Genomic DNA, 18,797 nt, shown 5'->3' with positions numbered 1-18,797 from the left:
ACCGAACCGGAGAGCCGCCATGTCCGACCTTCTCACGCTCCATCCGCATGCCAAGGACCTGGGCGGCGGCTTTCAGGTTCGCCGCGTGCTGCCGGCCGCGCAACGGCGCGCGGTCGGCCCCTTCGTCTTCTTCGACCATTTCGGTCCGGCCACCGAAACCCCGGAGGACCAGCACGACGTGCGGCCCCATCCGCACATCGGCCTGGCCACAGTCACCTACCTGTTCGAGGGCGCGATGATGCACCGCGACAGCCTGGGCACCGAACAGGAGATCCGCCCCGGCGCCATCAACTGGATGACCGCGGGCCGCGGCATCGTGCATTCCGAGCGCAAGCCCGAGGCGCTCAAGACCGAGACCTACGTCAACCACGGCCTGCAGCTCTGGTGCGCGCTGCCGCGCGAGCATGAGGAGGTCGAACCCAGCTTCTCGCACACGGCCGCCGCCGACATTCCGGCGACCGAGGTGGAGGGCGTGCCGGTGCGCGTGCTGGTCGGCGAGGCCTTCGGCCTGCGTTCGCCGGTGCCCACCTTGATGCCCACGCTCTATCTGGACATCGCCCTGCCGGCCGGCGGTGCCTTTTCGCTGCCGCCGCTGGCGCCGCAGATGGCTGTCTATGCCGTCGATGGCGACGTGATGCTGGACGGCGAGCCCCTGCCGCAGCACACCATGGGCGTGCTGCCCGACGAGGACGCCGCGGCCGGCGAGCGGCCCCCGGTGCGCATCACCGCCGATGGCGCGCGCCGCCTGGTGGTGGTGGGCGGCGCGTCGCTGGACGGCCCGCGCTTCATGAGCTGGAACTTCGTCTCCAGCCGCCGCGAACGCATCCTGCAGGCGGGTGCGGACTGGGAGGCCCAGCGCATGGGCCATGTGCCCGGCGAGACGGAATTCATCCCGCTGCCGGACCATCCCTTCAAGACGCAGTCGCAGACGAGCGCGGCGGAGCCTGAGGGCAATTCCAAGGCTTGAGCAGGCGGGCGGGCTTGGCGACGGGCAGCGGTGCCGCCCGACTTCGCCGCCCTCAACCCTGCTTGATCGGCAGATCCGGGTCTTCGAAGGCCCGTGCGCTCGCATGCGACGAGCGCGCGCTCAGGTCCGGCGCCAGGGCCTCGCGGCCATCGAAGACGAAGCAGTCGCCGCGGTAGTGGGCGCCGCCCACTTCCTCGAAATACTTGAGGATGCCGCCTTCGAGCTGCAGCACATTCGTCAGCCCCAGCTCGTGCATGTAGATGGCGGCCTTCTCGCAGCGGATGCCGCCGGTGCAGAAGCTCACCACCGTCTTGCCCTCCAGCTGGTCGCGGTGCGCCTGCACCGCCGCCGGAAACTCGCTGAACTTGCCGATGCGCCAGTCGATGGCGTCCTTGAAGGTGCCGTAGTCCACCTCGAAGGCATTGCGGGTGTCCAGCATCACCACAGGTTGGCCGGCGTCGTCGTGCCCCTGGTCCAGCCAGCGGCGCAGCGTCGGCGCTTCCACCGCCGGCGCACGGCCGGCGGAAGGGCGGATGGCCGGATGGTCCATGCGGATGATCTCGCGCTTGTTCTTGACCAGCATGCGGCGGAAGGGCTGGTGGGCGGACCAGCTCTCCTTGGGCGCCAGCGGCGCGAAGCGCGGATCGGCCCGCAGCTCGGCCACGAAGCCGCGCACTGCGTCGGGCGCGCCTGCCAGGAAAAGGTTGATGCCTTCCTCGGCCAGCAGGATGGTGCCCATCAAGCTGAGCGCTTTGCAGCGCTCCAGCAGGTGCGGCCGCAGCGTGTCGCGGTCGTCGATGGGCACGAAGAGATAGGCGGAGATGTTGAGCACGGATTCGGACACGGCGCGGATTGTAGGAAGGCGTCCGCGCGTGATCGGGCACATCCGGCTTCGGTTGACATGAGTCAAGGTTCCCCGGGCAGCGCGCCTGCACGATGGGCACGTTCCCGACGACCCGGCCATGGCCATGATTTCCAGGATGCTCGACCACTTTCGCCGCGCGGTGCCCTTCCGCATCGTGCCGGCCACCATCGCCACCGCCGTGCTGATCGGCCTTCTGCTCGTGCCTACGCCCGACGGCCTCACGCCCAAGGCCTGGGCACTCGTGGCCATCTTCCTGACCACCATCGTGGCGATCATCCTCAAGGTCATGCCCATCGGCGTGATGGCGATGATGGCCATCATGGTGGTGGCGCTGTCGCAGGTCACCGCCACCTCGTCCAAGGGGGCGATCACCGATGCGCTGGCCAGCTTCGGCAATCCGCTGATCTGGCTGATCGTGGTCTCGGTGATGATCTCGCGTGGGCTCAAGAAGACCGGGCTGGGCGCGCGCATCGGCTTCTGGTTCATCTCGCTGCTCGGGCGGCGCACCCTGGGCATCGGCTACGGCCTGGCGGCCTGTGAGCTGATCCTGGCGCCGTTCACGCCCAGCAATACCGCCCGGGGCGGCGGCATCGTGCACCCGATCATGAAGTCCATCGCCCATGCCTTCGGCTCCGATCCGGAGCAGAAGACGCAGGGCAAGGTCGGCACCTACCTGGCGCTGGTCAACTACCACGCCAACCCCATCAGTTCGGCCATGTTCGTCACGGCCACGGCGCCCAATCCGCTGGTGGTCGACTACGTGGCGAAGGTGACGAACCAGTCCTTCCACCTGAGCTGGGGCACCTGGGCGCTGGCTATGCTGTTGCCCGGCCTGGTATGCATGGCGCTGATGCCCCTGGTGATCTACGTGCTGGCCCGGCCCGAGGTGACGCGCACGCCCGATGCCGTGACCTTCGCGCGCGCCGAACTGGCCCGCATGGGCCCGCTACAGGGCCGTGAGTGGGTCATGCTGGGCACCTTCGCGCTGCTGCTGGTGCTGTGGGCCGACGTGCCGGCCCTGCTGCTGGGCAAGGCCTTCAGCCTGGATGCGACGGTGGTGGCGTTGCTCGGCCTGTTCATGCTGCTGATCACCGGCACGCTGGACTGGGAGGATGTGCTGACCGAGAAGAGCGCCTGGGACACGCTGGTGTGGTTCGGCGCCCTGGTGATGCTGGCGGGCGAGCTCAACAAGGCTGGCGTGATCGGCTGGTTCTCGGCGGGCCTGCGCAGCGGCATCGAGTCCAGCGGCATGGGCTGGCTGCCCGCGGCGGCGGTGCTGGTGCTGGTCTTCCTGTTCTCGCACTACCTTTTTGCCAGCACGACGGCGCACATCAGCGCCATGCTGCTGGCCTTCCTGACCGTGGGCGCGCACCTGGTGCCTGGCGCCTACCTCGTGCCCTTCCTGCTCATGATGGCGGCGGCCTCCTGCATCATGATGACCCTGACCCACTACGCCACCGGTACTTCGCCGATCGTCTTCGGCAGCGGCTACGTGGGCATGGGCCGCTGGTGGTTCGTGGGGCTGGTGATGGCGGTGGTGGAACTGGCAGTCTTCGCGACCGTGGGGCTTCTGTGGTGGAAGGTGCTGGGCTATTGGTGAGCGTCCGGCGTCAGCGGGCGCCGGCCAAGGCGCGCCGCGACTCGGCCGCCAAGGCGGCCAGGGCCGCCTCCAGCGAAGGATGGATAAAGGCATAGCCGGCCTGCTGTGCCACAGCAGGCACCACATTCCGGCCGGCCAGCAGCAGGTCGGACATCTCGCCCATGGCGAGGCGCACGGCCACCCCCGGAACGCGCAGGCGCACCTTCCGCCCGTAGGACGCCGCCAGCGCATGGACGAATTCGGACTGCGTGGGCGTCGGCGGCGCCACGACATTGACCGGCCCGGCCATCGTCTCTTGCGCCAGGGCGAAGCAGGCCAGGCCCACCACATCGTCCACATGCACCCAGGGCGAGGGCTGCCGGCCGTCGCCCAGCACCGCGCCCAGGCCCAGGCGTGCCGCCAGGGCCTGTGGCGGATAGGCGCCGCCGTCGGTGCCCAGCACCACGCCGAAGCGCAGACGCACCACACGCACGCCCAGCGCCTCGGCGAGCTGCGCATCGCGTTCGATGGCGGCGCACAGGTCGGACTGGAACTGCCCGGGCTGCGGCGGCGCACTTTCGTCGCAAGGCAGGTCGGCGCCTGTCTGCACCTTGCCATACCAGCCGATGGCCGACGCCACCAGCAGGGCGCGGGGCGGGCGCGCCAGCCGGTGCATCAGTGCCAGCAACTGGGAGGCTGGCGCGGCCCGGCTGCGCATCAGTTCCTCGCGCCGGGACTGGGTCCAGGGCGGGCCGATGACCCGCGCGCCGGCCAGGTGGATGCAGGCGTCGATGGGGGTGTCGGCCGCGATGTCGGACAGCTGGCCGACCACCCGCACCTGCGGCCCCAGGGTCCGGCCGGCGCGCGCGGGATCGCGGGAGAGCGCGATGACCGCATGGCCGTCCGCCAGCAGCCGGCGGACGAGATGGCGGCCCACGAAGCCGGTGGCGCCGGTGACGAGCAGGGTCTGGGACATGGCGGGCGGCCTTCGTGGGAGCACGGTGGGCATGGGCGGTGAGGGGGTGTGCATCATGCGCCGACCCCGCCGCGCCGGATGGCGGCCGAACGTTCGGCGATGCGCCGGCGTTCATCCGCATCCAGGCGCTGCAGGTTGCGCAATTGCACGGTCATGCGCGGATTGGACGCCAGGCGCTCCTCGTGGCGGGCCAGGAAGTCCCAGTACAGCGTGGTGAAGGGGCAGGCATCGTCGCCCAGCCGCTCGGCGGGCTTGAAGCGGCAGCGGCCGCACAGGCTGCCGGCGCTCATGCGCTCGATGTAGCGGCCGGTGGCCACATAGGGCTTGCTGCCCATCAGGCCGCCGTCGCCGAACTGGCTCATGCCCAGCGTGTTGGGCAGTTCCACCCATTCCACCGCATCGACATAGACCGCGAGGTACCAGGCGTGGACCTGCTGCGGCTCGACGCCCAGCAGCAGGGCATAGAGCCCGGTGACCATGAGGCGCTGGATGTGGTGGGCGTAGCCGTGTTCCAGCGTCTGGCCGATGGCGTCGGCCAGGCAGGCCATGGGCGTGTCACCGGTCCAATAGAAGCCGGGCAATGGCTCCCTGGCGCCGAGCGCGTTGAGTTCCAGGTAGCGCGGCATGCGTGTCCAGTAGATGCCGCGCACGTACTCGCGCCAGCCCAGGACCTGGCGGATGAAGCCCTCGGCGCTGGCCAGCGGCACATGGCCTGCGCGGTACGCCTTCTCGACGGCCTCGACCACTTCTCGCGGATGGAGCAGCTTGAGGTTCATCGCGGCCGACAGGCGCGAATGCCAGAGCCACGGCTCGCCCGGCCACATGGCGTCCTGCCAGTGGCCGAAATCGGCCAGGCGGTGGCTGATGAAGTCGGCCAGAGCGTCAAGGGCCTGGGCTCGCGTGACCGGCCAGGCGAAGTTCGCAAGCTTTCCGGGCCGGTCGGCGAAGAGCTCGGCCACCAGGTCGAGCACGCCCTGGGTGAGCGGGTCAGGTCCGAAGGCCGGCGCCGCCGGCACCAAGCCCGGACCGGTCTTGCCGAAAGAGGCGCGGTTCTCTGCGTCGTAGTTCCACTGGCCGCCGACGGGCTCGTCGCCATCCATCAGCACGTCGTGGCGGCGGCGTTGCTCGCGGTAGAAGAACTCCATGCGCAATTGCCGTCGGCCCCGTGCATGGGCGGCGAATTCGCGGACGGTGCAGAAGAAATGCCGGTCTTCGCGGATTTCCAGCGGCACGCCTTCGGCGGCAGCCACCGCCTGGAGCGCCTTGAGCACCCGGTGCTCGCCCGGTGCAGTCATCACCAGCCCTTGCGGCCGGTGCGTGCGGATGGCCAGTTCGAGCTCGGCCGCCATGCTGCCGCGATTGCCTTTCCCGTCGAGGCGGGTGTAGTGCACCGTACGGCCGGCTTCGACCAGCGCATGGGCGAAATGCCGCATGGCGGCCAGGAAGATGGCAATGCGCGGCTGGATGGACCAGACATGGCTGGCCTCGTCGTCCACCTCGGCCATCCAGACGGCGTCCTGCGCCGGATCGAAGCCATCGAAGCCGCTGGCCGCCAGGTCGAGCTGGTCGCCCAGTACCAGCACCAGGTGGCGCAGCGTCACCGCGGCGCCTCCGCACGGCGACGCCGGCAGGCCTCGGAGCAGTAGCGCACCTCGTCCCAGTTGCGGGCCCAGGCCTTGCGCCACGTCATCGGCCGGCCGCAGACGGCGCAGGGCTTGGCGGGCAGGGCGGCCTTGTTGCCCTTGAAACCTCGGGGCTCGGTCATGGGAAGTGCAGCACGGTTCGCGGGGAGCGGGTGTTCTGGCCTTACGCAGTTCAAGGCCGGCCCGATCACTGTCGACCTTGCGGGCCGGGGGGCTTTTTACAATCGCGCGAATGTTCGTTCATCTGCGCCTGCACACCGAGTTTTCCGTCGTCGACGGCACCACCCGCATCGACGAAGTCGTCAAGGCAGCCGCCAAGGACGGCCAGCCCGCCCTGGCCATCACCGACCTCAACAACCTCTTCGGCGGCGTCAAGTTCTACAAGCAGGCCCGCGGCAAGGGCGTCAAGCCGCTCCTGGGCTGCGAAGTGGCCATGGAAGGCCTGGATGCCGACGCGCCGCCCTCGCGCGTCGTGCTGCTGGTGCAAAGCCGCGAGGGCTACCTCAACCTCTGCGAATTGCTGGCCCGCGGCTGGACCCAGAACGTGGGTCGCGGCGAAGGCCAGGCCAAGGCCAAATGGGCCTGGCTGGAGGAACTCAACGGCGGGCTGATCCTGCTCTCGGGCGCCCAGGCCGGCCCGCTGGGCGCACCCCTGGCCACCGGCAACGACGAGCGCGCGCGCGAAGTGGCGCTGCGTCTGGCCGGCATATTCCCCCACCGCTTCTACCTGGAACTGCAGCGCGCCGGCCGGCCCGAGGACGAGCCGCACGTGGTCGCGGCCGTCAAGCTGGCGGCGCGCCTGTCGCTGCCGGTGGTGGCCACGCACCCGGTGCAGTTCCTGGAGCCGGACGAATTCGAGGCCCACGAGGCCCGCGTCTGCATCTCCGAAGGTGAGATCCTGGGCAACCAGCGCCGGGTGCGCCGCTTCACCCGCGAGCAGTACTTCAAGAGCGCGGAACAGATGTGCGCGCTCTTCGCCGACATTCCCAGCGCCATCGCCAACACGGTGGAGATCGCCCGCCGCTGCAACCTGACCCTGGTGCTGGGCAAGCCGCGGCTGCCGGACTTTCCGACGCCCGGCGGCGTGCCGATGGAGGAGTTCTTCCGCCTGGCCTCCTTCGAAGGCCTGGAGGAGCGCCTCGTGCACCTGTACCCCGACCCCGCCAAGCGCGACAGGCAGCGCCCGCGTTATGTGGAGCGGCTGGAGTTCGAGATCGGCACCATCCTCAAGATGGGCTTCCCGGGCTACTTCCTGATCGTGGGCGACTTCATCAACTGGGCCAAGAACAACGGCTGCCCGGTGGGCCCCGGTCGGGGTTCGGGTGCGGGCTCGCTGGTGGCCTATGCGCTGAAGATCACCGACCTGGACCCGCTCGAATACAACCTGCTGTTCGAGCGCTTCCTGAACCCGGAGCGGGTGTCCATGCCCGACTTCGACATCGACTTCTGTCAGGGCAACCGCGACCGCGTCATCGAGTACGTCAAGCAGAAGTACGGCCGCAACGCGGTGAGCCAGATCGCCACCTTCGGCACCATGGCCGCCCGCGCCGCCATCCGCGACGTGGGCCGCGTGATGGACATGAGCTACAACTTCTGCGACGGCATCAGCAAGCTCATTCCCAACAAGCCGGGCAAGCCGGTCACGCTGCAGTACCCGCCCAAGGATCTCTCCGAAGCCGACAAGGAGAAGTACGCCATCGCCGCCGAGCCGCAGCTGGCCGAGCGCATCGAGAAGGAGGAAGAGGTCAAGACCGTCGTCGAGATGGCGCAGAAGCTCGAAGGCATGACGCGCAACATCGGCATGCACGCCGGCGGCGTGCTGATCGCGCCGGGCAAGCTCACCGACTTCTGTCCGCTCTACCAGCAGCCGGGCAGCGAGTCGGCGGTGAGCCAGTACGACAAGGACGACGTGGAGGCCATCGGCCTGGTCAAGTTCGACTTTCTGGGACTGGCCACGCTCACCATCCTGGAGATCGCGCGCGAATTCATCGTGCAGCGCCACAAGGGCCAGGAAGGCTTCGCCTACGAGAACATCGCGCTGGACGACAAGCCGACCTACCGGCTGTTCCAGGAAGGCAAGACCGAGGCCGTGTTCCAGTTCGAATCCCGTGGCATGCAGGGCATGCTGCGCGACGCGCGGCCGACGCGGCTCGAGGACCTGATCGCCCTGAACGCGCTGTACCGTCCGGGCCCGATGGACCTGATCCCCAGCTTCGTGGCCCGCAAGCATGGCCGCGAAGAGGTGGAGTACCCGCACCCGGCCGTGGCCGAGATGCTCTCCGAGACCTACGGGATCATGGTCTACCAGGAGCAGGTGATGCAGACGGCGCAGATCCTGGGCGGCTACTCGCTCGGCGGCGCCGACCTGCTGCGCCGGGCCATGGGCAAGAAGAAGGCCGAGGAAATGGCCGAGCACCGCGAGAAGTTTCGCGCCGGTGCCCTCGCCACCCACAACATCCCGCAGGAGAAGGCCGACGAGATCTTCGACCTGATGGAGAAGTTCGCGGGCTACGGCTTCAACAAGTCGCACGCGGCCGCCTATTCGCTGCTGGCGTACCACACCGGCTGGCTCAAGGTCCATTACACCGCCGAGTTCTACTGCGCCAACATGACGGTGGAAATGGACAACACCGACAAGCTCAAGGTGCTGTTCGAGGACGCGGTCAAGAACTTCGGCATCAGTTTCGAGCCGCCGGACGTCAACCGCGGCCGCTACCGCTTCGAGCCGGTCAGCGACAAGGTCATCCGCTATGGCCTGGGCGCCGTCAAGGGCACCGGCCAGTTGGCCATCGAGGCCATCGTGAAGGCGCGCGAGGAGGGCGGGCCTTTCCAGAGCCTGTTCGACTTCTGCGCCCGCGTGGACCGCCAGCGCATGAACAAGCGCACCGTCGAGGCGCTGATCAAGGCCGGCGCCTTCGACACCCTGCACGCGGACCGCGCGGCGCTGGTCGCCTCGCTCGACCGCGCCTTCGACTACGCCGCCGCGCAGGAGGCCAATGCCAACCAGGGTGGCCTGTTCGACATGATGGACGGCGGCCCCGGCTGCAGCACCGAGGCGCCGCCCCTGGCCGAGGTCACGCCCTGGGGCGTGAAGGAGCGCCTGACCCACGAGAAGACCGCCATCGGCTTCTACCTCTCGGGCCACCTGTTCGACGAGGTCTCGCGCGAGGTGCGCCAGTTCGCGCGCCGGCAGATCGACGAGCTGATCGACAGCCGCGAGCCGCAGATGATCGCCGGCATCGTGAGCGGCCTGCGTGTCATCAGCGGGCAGCGCGGCCGGCTGGCCATCTTCGCGTTGGACGACAAGAGCGCCACCATCGAGGCCGTGGCCGACGAGGCCGTGCTGGACGCCGCGCGCAACCTGCTCAAGGAAGACGAACTGGTGATCGTGAGCGGCCGGCTGCAGCCGGGCCGGGGCGGCTTCGAGCCGCGCTTCAACGTGCAGCAGGTGTGGGACCTCGCCACCGCCCGCTGCCGCTTCGGCAAGTACCTGCGCGTGGCCGTCAACGGCAAGCTGCCGGACATCGCCCGCATCGTGCGCGACCATCCGGCGCGGGTGGAGACGACGGAGCAGGGCGATGTACACCGGGGCCTGCCGGTGCGGCTCGCACTCAAGCGCGCGGGTGCGCAGGTGGAACTGCAGCTGGGCGAATCGGCGCGCTTCTTCCCGGTCGATGCGGCGCTGGCCAGCTGGATGGCGCAGGCCGAAGCGGGGCAGGCGGCCATCGTCTACGAATCGGCCTGAGCGGCGGCCGCGCGCTGCGTCCTCGCGCGCCGCCCGATCACCTTTCCGGCCCGCGCGCGGCGGGGGCCGCCAATCCTGGAGTTCCTTCCGCCATGAGCACTGTGTTGCGTACGCTGTATCCCGCCATTGAACCCTACGCCACCGGCATGCTGGACGTGGGTGACGGGCACCACGTCTACTGGGAGCGCTGCGGCACGCCCGGCGCCACGCCGGTGGTCTTCCTGCACGGCGGTCCGGGCGGCGGCATCTCGCCTGCCCATCGCCGCCTGTTCGATCCGGTGCGCTATGACGTGCTGCTCTTCGACCAGCGCGGCTGCGGCCAGTCGACGCCCCACGCGAGCCTGGAGGCCAACACCACCTGGCACCTGGTCGCCGACATCGAGCGGCTGCGGGAGGAGATCGTGGGCGTGCCGCGCTGGCAGGTCTTCGGCGGCTCCTGGGGCTCCACGCTGGCGCTGGCCTATGCCGAGACACACCCGCAGCGGGTCAGCGCGCTGGTGCTGCGCGGCGTCTATACCGTCACGAAGGCCGAGCTGCAGTGGTACTACCAGTTCGGCGTCTCCGAGATGTTCCCGGACAAGTGGGAGGGCTTCCAGGCGCCCATCCCAGTGGAAGAGCGGCACGACATGATCGCGGCCTATCGCCGCCGGCTCGTGGGCGACGACGGAGCCGCCAGGCTGGCCTGCGCCCGGGCCTGGACGATCTGGGAGGGCGAGACCATCACGCTGCTGCCCGACGCCGCCTTCAGCGAGCCCTTCCGCGACCCGCATTTCGCCCTGGCCTTCGCGCGCATCGAGAACCACTATTTCGTGCACGGCGCCTGGCTGGAGGAAGGCCAGCTGCTGCGCGATGCGCACCGGCTGAAGGGCATTCCCGGTGCCATCGTCCATGGCCGCTACGACATGCCCTGCCCGATGCGCTATGCCTGGTCGCTGCACCAGGCCTGGCCGGACGCGAACTTCCATCGGATCGAAGGGGCGGGGCATGCCTATTCCGAGCCCGGCATCCTCGACGCGCTGATCCGCGAGACCGACCGCCTGGCGGACCGGCGCTGATGGCGGGCGGAGACGTCGCACGTCGGCAGGACCTGGCGAAACCCGAGGCCGCGTCGGACGCCTCGCCGCGTGCGGCCTTCGCGCAGTTGCTGGCCGACATCGAGACCGCCCGCGCGCGGCTGGCGGAGTGGCAGGCGCTGTCGGAGCGCTTGGGCGTGCAGTACGCGCGCGAGGTGGCGCCCCTGCACGAGGCCTATGACGCACGGCGGGCCGAGCTGGTCGAGCGGCTCGATGCGCTGGCCTCCGGCGGCGAGCGCCTGTCGCATCCCGAGCGCATGCGGCTGCATGGACTGATCGCGCAACTGGCGGGTGAACTCGAAGAGACCGAGGACGCGACGCGGCGCGCGGCGATGCAGCGCTTGCGGGCCTACTACGCGCCCGAGGCATCCGAAGGCTGGTCAGATGATGTGGAGCCCGACCGTCGCGCGCGCCCATCCGACGACGAGGTTGGCGCAACGGCAGACGCCGGCACCCCGCCCGACGACGACCCCGCCACGCTCGCCGACCGCGCCGAAGCCCACGCCCGTGCCGCCGCCGAGCAGGCCGAGGCCGCCCGCGCCGCGCACCGGGCCCGCCGCACGCGCCAGGCCAAGGAGCGTGTGGCCCTGGCTGAAGCGCGCGACACGGCCGTACCGCTGCGCGAGGTCTACCGCCGCCTGGCCAGCCAGCTGCATCCCGATCGCGAGCCCAACCCGGCCGAGCGCGAGCGCAAGACGGGGCTCATGCAGCGCGCCAACCGCGCCTACGAGGCCGGCCAACTGCTCGAACTGCTGGAGATCCAGCAGGCGCTGGCGAGTGCGGAATCCAGCCGCCTGGCCGAGATGAACGATGAGGCCGTCGCGCGCTACAACCGCCTGCTCGAAAGCCAACTGACCGATCTGCAAACGCAATGGCGGGCCGAGCAGGTGCGGCTGGCGGCAGCGTTCGGGCTACCGCCGCATCCCACGCTCACCGCCGCTCGTTTCGAGGCGGACCTGCGCGCGCGCAAGCAGTCGCTCGTCGCGGCGCAGAAGGGGTTGCGGCAGCTGCTGCAAGCCCTGGAAGCGCCCGGCGCGCTACGCGAATGGCTGCGGCAGGAAAGGGTGTGGGAGCGGGAGGAAGCGGCGACGACCAAGTCGTCGCGCCGCGCTCGCCGCTGAACGGGCGAGCGCGCGAACTCAGAAGTCCTTGGGGCGCATCACGATGATCGGGAACGGGGAGGGCACCCGGCCATCCGTGTCGCGCGGCATGACCTCTGCGCGCTGGACGGCGCGCACCGCGGCATCGTCCCAGTACGGGTTGCCGCTGGACTTGGTGACGCGCGGCGTGCCGACGATGGTGCCGTCCGGCGAAGTCTGGATCTGGATTTCGACCGCCGGGTTGCCGGCCACCGAGTTGGGGTCGAAGACCACGTTGCGCTTGATCAGCGCGGCCACGCGGCCCAGGTAGCCGGCGGACACACCGCCGCTGCCATTGCCCTTGCCCGAACGCGGCCCGCTGGACTGATCGGCACCGCCGTTGGCCTGGCCCAGCATGCGCCGGATGTTGTCCTGCCGCTCCTTCTCCAGGGCGGCAGCGCGTGCGGCGGCTGCGTCCTTCGCGCGCTTGTCGGCCGCAGCTTTCTCGGCCGCGGCAGCCTTCTGTGCAGCGGCCTTGTCGGCGGCTGCCTTCTCGGCCTGCTCCTGCTTCTTCTGATCGGCCAGGCGCTGCTGTTCCTTCTGGCGGCGGTCTTCTTCCTGCTCGCGCTTGCGGGCTTCCTGTTCCTTGCGGTCCTGCTCGGCCTTGCGCTGCGCGTCCTGCTGGCGTTTCTTCTCGGCTTGGCGCTCTTCCTCCTCGCGCTGCGCCTGCAATTCGCGCTGCTTGCGCTCACGCTCCAGGGCTATGTCTGGCGCCTTGGGCGGTGGTGGCGTGGGCGCGACCGCCGGGGCCGGCGGCGGGGGGGGAGGGGGCGGCGGCGGTGGTGCGGGTGTGGGTGCCGGAGCCGGGGGCGGCGGTGGCGTGGGCGTCACGTTCTGCCGTGCCTGCTGCACGGTAGACGACCAGATCTCGGCCTCGACCGGCTCGTCGTCGCCTTCGCGCTTCCAGCGTACGCCCCAGGTAAGGGCTGCGATCAGCAGCGCGTGGGCGAGCAGGGCCAGCACCACGGCGCGCACCGTGCCGCGCTGCGGGGGGGGATTGAACTCTGAGCGTTCGGAAGCCAGGGACATCGGGGCGGGGTCCTCGCGGGGCCGCTCAGCGGCCGCTGCCGGTGGCCTGCACCGACAGGCCCACGCGTTCGATGCCGGCCCGCTTGAGCTGGTTCATGGCCTTCACCACCGTCTCGTACTTGACCGACTTGTCGGCGCTGATGACCACGGGGCGCTGGTCGTCGCCGTTCTGGGCGGCCTTCACGGCCTGGCCGATCTGGTTCATGGGCACCTGCAGGCCGGAGGAGCCGGAGCTCGGGTCCTTCTTGAACTCGATCACGTCGTCGCTCTTGATCGTGACTTCCAGGGGCTTGTCGGGCTGGCGGTTGGCCTTGTCGACCGTGGGCAGGTTGATGACGCTCGGCGTGATCAGGGGCGCCGTGACCATGAAGATGATCAGCAGCACCAGCATCACGTCGATGAACGGGACCATGTTGATCTCGTTGATCGTGCGGCGGCCTCGGCCGCGGGAGGCGACGGCGGGCATGCTTGGCTCTCCGTGCGGTTCAGTGACCGGCCGCGGTGGCGGCGGGCGCGGTGGACAGGTTGCGCTGCAGGATGTTGGAGAACTCTTCGGTGAAGGTCTCCAGCGCGATCGCGACCTTGTCGATGTCGCGGGCGAAGCGGTTGTAGCCGACCACCGCCGGGATGGCGGCGAACAGGCCGATGGCCGTCGCCACCAGCGCCTCGGCGATGCCGGGGGCCACGGTGGACAGCGTCACCTGCGTCATGGTCGACAGGCCGGTGAAGGCATGCATGATGCCCCACACGGTGCCGAACAGGCCCACGTAGGGGCTGACCGAGCCGACGGTGGCCAGGAAGGACAGGTTGGATTCGGCCGCGTCCATCTCGCGCTGGAAGCTGGCGCGCATGGCGCGGCGGGTGCCGTCCAGCAGCGTGCTGGCATCGCCGATCCGGCGCTCGCGCAGCTTCTGGTACTCGCGCATGCCGGAGGCGAAGATGCGCTCCATGGGGCCGGCCAGCTTGGCGTTCTGCGCGGCAGCGGCGTAGAGCTCGTTCAGGCTGGAGCCCGACCAGAACTCGCGCTCGAACTCGTCGTTGAGCGCACGCATGCGTCGCAGGGCGAAGAACTTGCGGATGATGGCGGCCCAGCTGGCCACCGACACGCAGGCCAGCAGCGCCATCACGAACTGCACGACGATGCTCGCCTGCAGGATGAGGGAAACGATGGACATATCCTGGTTCATGTTCTTCGGTGTGGTTATGCGTTGGATGGAGCGCGATGGCGTTCGAGGGTTCCCAGCAACGTGGCCGGCATGCGCAGCGGGCGCAGCGTCGCCGCCTCGACCCAGCCGATGCGGATGGTGCCTTCGGCCAGCCTGTACGCGGGGTCGGCGGCCAGTACCACCTGCTGTGAGAGCGTGATGGACGCCTGGCCCATGTGCTTGAGTTCGGCCGAGACGCACAGCAGGTCGTCGAGTCGCGCCGGGCGCTGATAGCGCACCTGGGTGTCGGTGACGACGAACATGCCGCCCGTCTCGTCGCGCAGCAGCTGCTGCTGAACGCCCATGGCGCGCAGCCACTCGGTGCGGGCGCGCTCCATGAACTTGAGATAGTTGGCGTAGAAGACGATGCCGCCTGCGTCGGTGTCTTCCCAGTAGACGCGGATGTCGTGGGTGAAGCGGTTCATCGGACGAGTGCGCGCAGGCGGGTGACCGCCTCTTCGAGCTGGGGCAGGGCGTTGGCGGTGGAAAAGCGGATGAAGCGGCCCGTCTGGTCGGTGCCGAAGTCACGGCCTGGTGCCACGGTGACATGGGCGCGCTTCATCAGCTCGAAGGTGAAGTCCCAGCTTGTCTCGGGGCCGGAAATGCCAAGATGGCGCGCGAATTCGCTGCAGTCGGCCCACGCATAGAAGGCGCCGTCGGGCACCACCGGCACAGGCAGGCCCAGCGATTCGAGCTGTGGGATGAACCAGTCGCGGCGGGCCTTGAACTCGGCGCGGCGGCGTTCGTACTCGGCGATGCTCTCGGGCTCGAAGCAGGCCAGCGCCGCCTGCTGGGCGATGGCGCTGGCGCAGATGAACAGGTTCTGCGCCAGCCGCTCGACCACCGGCACCAGCGCCTCGGGTACCACCAGCCAGCCCAGGCGCCAGCCGGTCATGCTGAAGTACTTGCTGAAGCTGTTGATGCTGATGACGTTGTCGTCGATGGCGAGTGCGCTGTGGCCGAAGCGGGCATCGGCCTCGGCGGCGTCGCCCAGGGCGGCGCCGTAGCTCAGGCCCAGGTAGATCTCGTCCACCAGCGTGATGCCGTTGTGGGCCTTGACCACTTCGTGGATGCGGCGCAGTTCGTCCAGCGGGATGGACGTGCCGGTCGGGTTGGAGGGCGAGGCCAGCAGCACGCCGCGCGTGCGTTCGTTCCACGCGCCCTTCACCTGCTCGGCCGTGAGCTGGAAGCGGCCTTCCGCCGTGGTCGGCAGCAGCACCGCGCGCCCCTCGGCGGCGCTCACGAAATGCCGGTTGCAGGGGTAGCTCGGGTCCGGCATGAGGATCTCGTCGCCGGCCTCGATCAGCGCCAGGCAGGCCAGCTGCAGCGCGGCCGAGGCACCGGCCGTGACCACGATGCGTCGCGCCGGCACGTCGAGGCCGAAGCGCTGGGCATACCAGCCGCTGATGCGCTCGCGCAGCGCGTCGATGCCCACCGCGGGTGTGTACTGCGTGCGGCCGGCCGAGACGGCGCGGGCGGCGGCTTCCTGCACCAGAGGCGGTGCGGTGAAGTCGGGCTCGCCGATGTTCAGGTAGAGCATCGGCTGGCTGCCGGCGGCGGCCTCGCGCGCCAGTGCGCTGGCGGCCTTGGCCACTTCCATGACGAAGAAGGGCTCGATGCGCTCGGCCCGGCGGGCAATGCGCAGGGGCGGGGCGATGCTCATCGCGCCTTGCCGGAGGCGCGGTCGGCTTCGACCTCGGGCGCGCGCAGCTGCGGCGCCAGGCCACCCAGCACGCCGTTGACGTACTTGTGGCCGTCGGTGCCACCGAACTCCTTGGCGAGCTCGATGCATTCGTTGATGACCACGCGCCAGGGCACGTCGGCGCAATGGCGGAATTCGTAGGCACCGATCCACATCACGGCATGCTCGATGGGCGAGATCTCTTCGAGCTTGCGGTCCAGCAGCGGCACGATCAGCGCGTCCAGCTCGGCGGCCTCATTCACGCAACCGTGCAGCAGGGCGTCGTAATGGGCCGAATCGGCCTTGTGGAAGCCCGAGAGGTCGCGGGTGAAGGCGTCGATGGCCGATGCGTCGTTGCGGCCCACCAGATGCTGGTAGAGCGCCTGCACGGCGAATTCGCGCGCCCGCGTGCGGGCCGACTTGGCCGAAGCCTTGCGCACGCCGTTGGATTTGGTGCCGGGCTTGGCGCCGGCCGCTGGAGCCACCGGGCGGACCTCGCCTTCGGCCGGCAGTTCGGTGCCGGTCAGCGGGGCGTCCTCGGGCGGTTGGGTGCTGCTCATGCCTGGCCTCCGATGCGCTGCACCAGCCGGGCCATCTCCACGGCGACAGTGGCCGCATCGCGGCCCTTGTCGGTCTGGCGGGCGATGGCCTGCGGCAGGTCCTCGGTGGTGAGGATCGCGTTGGCGATGGGCAGGCGGTGGTCCAGCCCCACGCGCGTGACGCCGGCGCCGGATTCATTGGCCACCAGCTCGAAGTGGTAGGTCTCGCCGCGGATGATGCAGCCCAGCGCCACCAGCGCATCGAAACCGCCGCGCTGCGCCATCGCCTGCAGGGCCAGCGGCACTTCCAGCGCGCCGGGCACGAGCACATGCTCGATGTCGGCCGGCTGCACGTTCAGCCGGGCCAGCTCGGCCAGGCAGGCCTCGGCCAGCGCATTGGTGATGTCTTCGTTGAAGCGGGCCTGGACGATGCCGATGCGAAGGCCGCGTCCGTCGAGCGGGCCGACCGCTCCCTTGTTGGCGTTGAGCATGAGGATTCTTTTTTATGGGGTTGGAGCGGCCGGTGCCGCTCCGGGGTCATTTGGTCACGTAGCCGGCAATCTCGACGCCGTAGCCCGCCACCAGGCTGGGCATGCGGCGGGGCTTGCCCATCAGGAGCATCTTCTGGATGCCGCATTCGCGCAGGATCTGCACGCCCACGCCGTAGCTGCGCAGGTCCATGCGGCCGCGCTCGGGGGCCTGGGCGGGGCGCGCCGTGCCTTCGAACTGGGCCAGCAGGTCGGCCGCGCTTTCACCGCAGTTCAGCAGCACCGCCACACCCTTGCCGGCACCGGCGATGTGGGCGAGCGCCGCATCGAGGCTCCAGGTGTGCATGGGGCGGTGCAGCTCGATCAGGTCGAGCACCGACAGCGGCTCGTGCACGCGCACCGGCACCGGCTCGTCCGGCTGCCATTCGCCACGCACCAGGGCCAGGTGGAAGCCGCCGCTGGGCTGGTCGCGGAAGGCATGCAGCTGGAAGGGGCCGTGGGCCGTCTGCACCTCGCGGCTGCCGACGCGCTGCACCAGCGACTCGTGGCGGCTGCGGTATTCGATCAGCGCGGCGATGGTGCCGATCTTCAGCCCATGCTCGGCGGCGAAGCGCTGCAGGTCGGGCAGGCGGGCCATGGTGCCGTCGTCGTTCATCACCTCGCAGATGACGGACGCGGGCGAGCAGCCGGCCATGCGGGCGAGGTCGGAGCCGGCTTCGGTGTGGCCGGCGCGCATCAGCACGCCGCCGTCGACGGCCTGCAGCGGGAAGATGTGGCCGGGCTGCACCAGGTCGCTCGCGCGGGCGTCCGGCGCCACGGCGGCCTGCACGGTGCGCGCGCGGTCGGCGGCGGAGATGCCGGTGGTCACGCCCTCGGCCGCCTCGATCGAGACGGTGAAGGCGGTGGAATGCTTGGCGCCGTTGCGCGCCACCATGGGCGGCAGGTTCAGGCGCTCGCACATCTCGCGCGACAGCGTCAGGCAGATCAGGCCGCGCGCATGGCGGGCCATGAAGTTGATGCTCTCGGGCGTGATGTGGTCGGCGGCGATGACGATGTCGCCTTCGTTCTCGCGGTCTTCCTCGTCCACGAGGATGACCATGCGGCCGGCGCGGATCTCCTCGACGATCTCCTCGACCGGCGAGATGGGCGCGGGCGTGACGGCCGCGATGGGCAGGGAACTGATGGAAGCGCTCATGGTGCGAGGGAGGAGGTGCCGGAGACTGCGGTGCCGGCCTGCAGCATGCGCTCCACGTAACGGGCCACGGTGTCGATCTCCAGGTTGACCTGGCTGCCGGCCTTGAGCAGGCCCAGCGTGGTGTGCTCGACGGTGTGGGGGATGAGGTTGATGCCGATCTCGCAGCCCTCGGCATGGTCCTCGACGGTGTTGACCGTCAGGCTCACGCCGTTGACCGTGACCGAGCCCTTGTAGGCCATGAAGCGGCCGAGCGCGGCGGGGGCCAGGATGCGCAGGTTCCAGCTCTCGCCCTGCGACTCGAAGCGGCTGACGCGGCCGATGCCGTCCACGTGGCCCGAGACGATGTGGCCGCCGAGCCGGTCCTGCGGGCGCAGGGCCTTCTCGAGGTTGAGGGTGGTGCCCGACTGGCCGAGGCCAGCGGTCTTGGCCAGCGATTCGGCGGAGATGTCGATGGTGAAGCGCGAGGCGGCCGGGTCGAGCGAGGTGACCGTCATGCAGGCGCCGTTGAGGGCGATGCTGTCGCCGAGGCCGACGTCGTCCAGATAGCCGGCAGGCGCCTCGATGTCCAGCCGCTTGCCGTGAAGAGAGGAGCTTCCGAGGTCATGGACGGCGGCGATGCGCCCCATGCCGGTGATGATGCCGGTGAACATAGCCCGCCATTTTCGCAGACTGG

18 protein-coding genes are annotated in these 18,797 nt (G+C 69.6%); 5 read left to right on the top strand and 13 right to left on the bottom strand.

Translation table 11 applies throughout. From position 1 onward, the window contains the following. Positions 1-19 precede the first annotated feature (19 nt). A complete protein-coding gene (locus tag ACT54X_RS02525; protein ID WP_476344856.1) occupies positions 20-967 on the top strand; it encodes a pirin family protein in 948 nt (315 codons plus the stop codon). A 52-nt stretch (positions 968-1,019) separates the two neighbouring features. Here the strand turns inward: ACT54X_RS02525 and ACT54X_RS02520 are convergent, their stop codons facing one another. Next, on the bottom strand, positions 1,020-1,853 hold the full coding sequence (locus ACT54X_RS02520; protein WP_476344855.1) for a sulfurtransferase: 834 nt from the start codon (positions 1,851-1,853) through the stop codon (positions 1,020-1,022). Between the two features lie 76 nt (positions 1,854-1,929). On the opposite strand from ACT54X_RS02520, the gene ACT54X_RS02515 reads away from it, so the two are divergent. Next, on the top strand, positions 1,930-3,432 hold the full coding sequence (locus ACT54X_RS02515) for a DASS family sodium-coupled anion symporter (RefSeq protein ID WP_476344853.1): 1,503 nt from the start codon (positions 1,930-1,932) through the stop codon (positions 3,430-3,432). A 10-nt stretch (positions 3,433-3,442) separates the two neighbouring features. On the opposite strand, the gene ACT54X_RS02510 is transcribed toward ACT54X_RS02515, so the two are convergent. From ACT54X_RS02510 to ACT54X_RS02500, 3 genes are read right to left on the bottom strand one after another with little or no spacing between them, the layout of a single operon-like run. After that, entirely contained in the window at positions 3,443-4,387 is a 945-nt protein-coding gene (locus ACT54X_RS02510; RefSeq protein ID WP_294369389.1) for a TIGR01777 family oxidoreductase, read from the bottom strand. A 53-nt stretch (positions 4,388-4,440) separates the two neighbouring features. After that, positions 4,441-5,982 (bottom strand): cryptochrome/photolyase family protein, encoded by a 1,542-nt coding sequence (locus tag ACT54X_RS02505; protein WP_476345099.1) that lies wholly within the window; start codon positions 5,980-5,982, stop codon positions 4,441-4,443. Between the two features lie 2 nt (positions 5,983-5,984). Next, the gene (locus tag ACT54X_RS02500; protein WP_294369387.1) at positions 5,985-6,152 is read right to left on the bottom strand and encodes a DUF2256 domain-containing protein; all 168 of its coding nucleotides are present in this window, start codon (positions 6,150-6,152) and stop codon (positions 5,985-5,987) included. Between the two features lie 110 nt (positions 6,153-6,262). On the opposite strand from ACT54X_RS02500, the gene dnaE reads away from it, so the two are divergent. The 3 genes from dnaE to ACT54X_RS02485 all read left to right on the top strand — a co-directional run bounded on the left by dnaE (position 6,263) and on the right by ACT54X_RS02485 (position 11,969). Beyond that, complete coding sequence (dnaE, locus tag ACT54X_RS02495; RefSeq protein WP_476344850.1) at positions 6,263-9,775, top strand: DNA polymerase III subunit alpha; 3,513 nt, start codon at positions 6,263-6,265, stop codon at positions 9,773-9,775. A 92-nt stretch (positions 9,776-9,867) separates the two neighbouring features. Beyond that, positions 9,868-10,830 (top strand): prolyl aminopeptidase, encoded by a 963-nt coding sequence (gene pip, locus ACT54X_RS02490; RefSeq protein ID WP_476344848.1) that lies wholly within the window; start codon positions 9,868-9,870, stop codon positions 10,828-10,830. After that, complete coding sequence (locus ACT54X_RS02485) at positions 10,830-11,969, top strand: J domain-containing protein (protein ID WP_476344846.1); 1,140 nt, start codon at positions 10,830-10,832, stop codon at positions 11,967-11,969. The genes pip and ACT54X_RS02485 overlap by 1 nt, the downstream gene beginning before the upstream one ends. A gap of 18 nt (positions 11,970-11,987) precedes the next feature. Here ACT54X_RS02485 and tolA read toward each other — a convergent pair whose 3' ends face one another. Genes tolA through ACT54X_RS02440 form a run of 9 tightly spaced genes read right to left on the bottom strand, consistent with a single transcriptional unit; the run spans position 11,988 to position 18,774 of the window. Continuing rightward, entirely contained in the window at positions 11,988-13,016 is a 1,029-nt protein-coding gene (tolA, locus tag ACT54X_RS02480) for a cell envelope integrity protein TolA (RefSeq protein ID WP_476344844.1), read from the bottom strand. Positions 13,017-13,041: 25 nt separating this feature from the next. Continuing rightward, positions 13,042-13,482 (bottom strand): ExbD/TolR family protein, encoded by a 441-nt coding sequence (locus ACT54X_RS02475; RefSeq protein WP_234192219.1) that lies wholly within the window; start codon positions 13,480-13,482, stop codon positions 13,042-13,044. A gap of 19 nt (positions 13,483-13,501) precedes the next feature. Further along, positions 13,502-14,203, bottom strand: a complete 702-nt coding sequence (gene tolQ / locus ACT54X_RS02470; RefSeq protein ID WP_294369367.1) for a protein TolQ — start codon at positions 14,201-14,203, stop codon at positions 13,502-13,504. Positions 14,204-14,217: 14 nt separating this feature from the next. Then, a complete protein-coding gene (ybgC, locus tag ACT54X_RS02465; protein ID WP_354318630.1) occupies positions 14,218-14,646 on the bottom strand; it encodes a tol-pal system-associated acyl-CoA thioesterase in 429 nt (142 codons plus the stop codon). Next, entirely contained in the window at positions 14,643-15,866 is a 1,224-nt protein-coding gene (locus ACT54X_RS02460; protein ID WP_354318828.1) for a pyridoxal phosphate-dependent aminotransferase, read from the bottom strand. Before ACT54X_RS02460 ends, ybgC begins: the two co-directional genes overlap by 4 nt. Before the next feature lie 14 nt (positions 15,867-15,880). Next, on the bottom strand, positions 15,881-16,462 hold the full coding sequence (gene nusB, locus ACT54X_RS02455; protein ID WP_234192216.1) for a transcription antitermination factor NusB: 582 nt from the start codon (positions 16,460-16,462) through the stop codon (positions 15,881-15,883). Beyond that, complete coding sequence (gene ribH, locus ACT54X_RS02450) at positions 16,459-16,932, bottom strand: 6,7-dimethyl-8-ribityllumazine synthase (protein ID WP_476344840.1); 474 nt, start codon at positions 16,930-16,932, stop codon at positions 16,459-16,461. Before ribH ends, nusB begins: the two co-directional genes overlap by 4 nt. Before the next feature lie 46 nt (positions 16,933-16,978). Next, positions 16,979-18,124 (bottom strand): bifunctional 3,4-dihydroxy-2-butanone-4-phosphate synthase/GTP cyclohydrolase II, encoded by a 1,146-nt coding sequence (gene ribBA / locus ACT54X_RS02445; protein WP_476344838.1) that lies wholly within the window; start codon positions 18,122-18,124, stop codon positions 16,979-16,981. Further along, positions 18,121-18,774, bottom strand: a complete 654-nt coding sequence (locus ACT54X_RS02440) for a riboflavin synthase (protein ID WP_294369354.1) — start codon at positions 18,772-18,774, stop codon at positions 18,121-18,123. The genes ribBA and ACT54X_RS02440 overlap by 4 nt, the downstream gene beginning before the upstream one ends. Between the last annotated feature and the right edge of the window lie 23 nt (positions 18,775-18,797).

The sequence above is a fragment of the Pseudacidovorax sp. DMC4 genome, from assembly GCF_056314265.1.
This window is presented reverse-complemented; position numbering and strand designations above follow the sequence as displayed.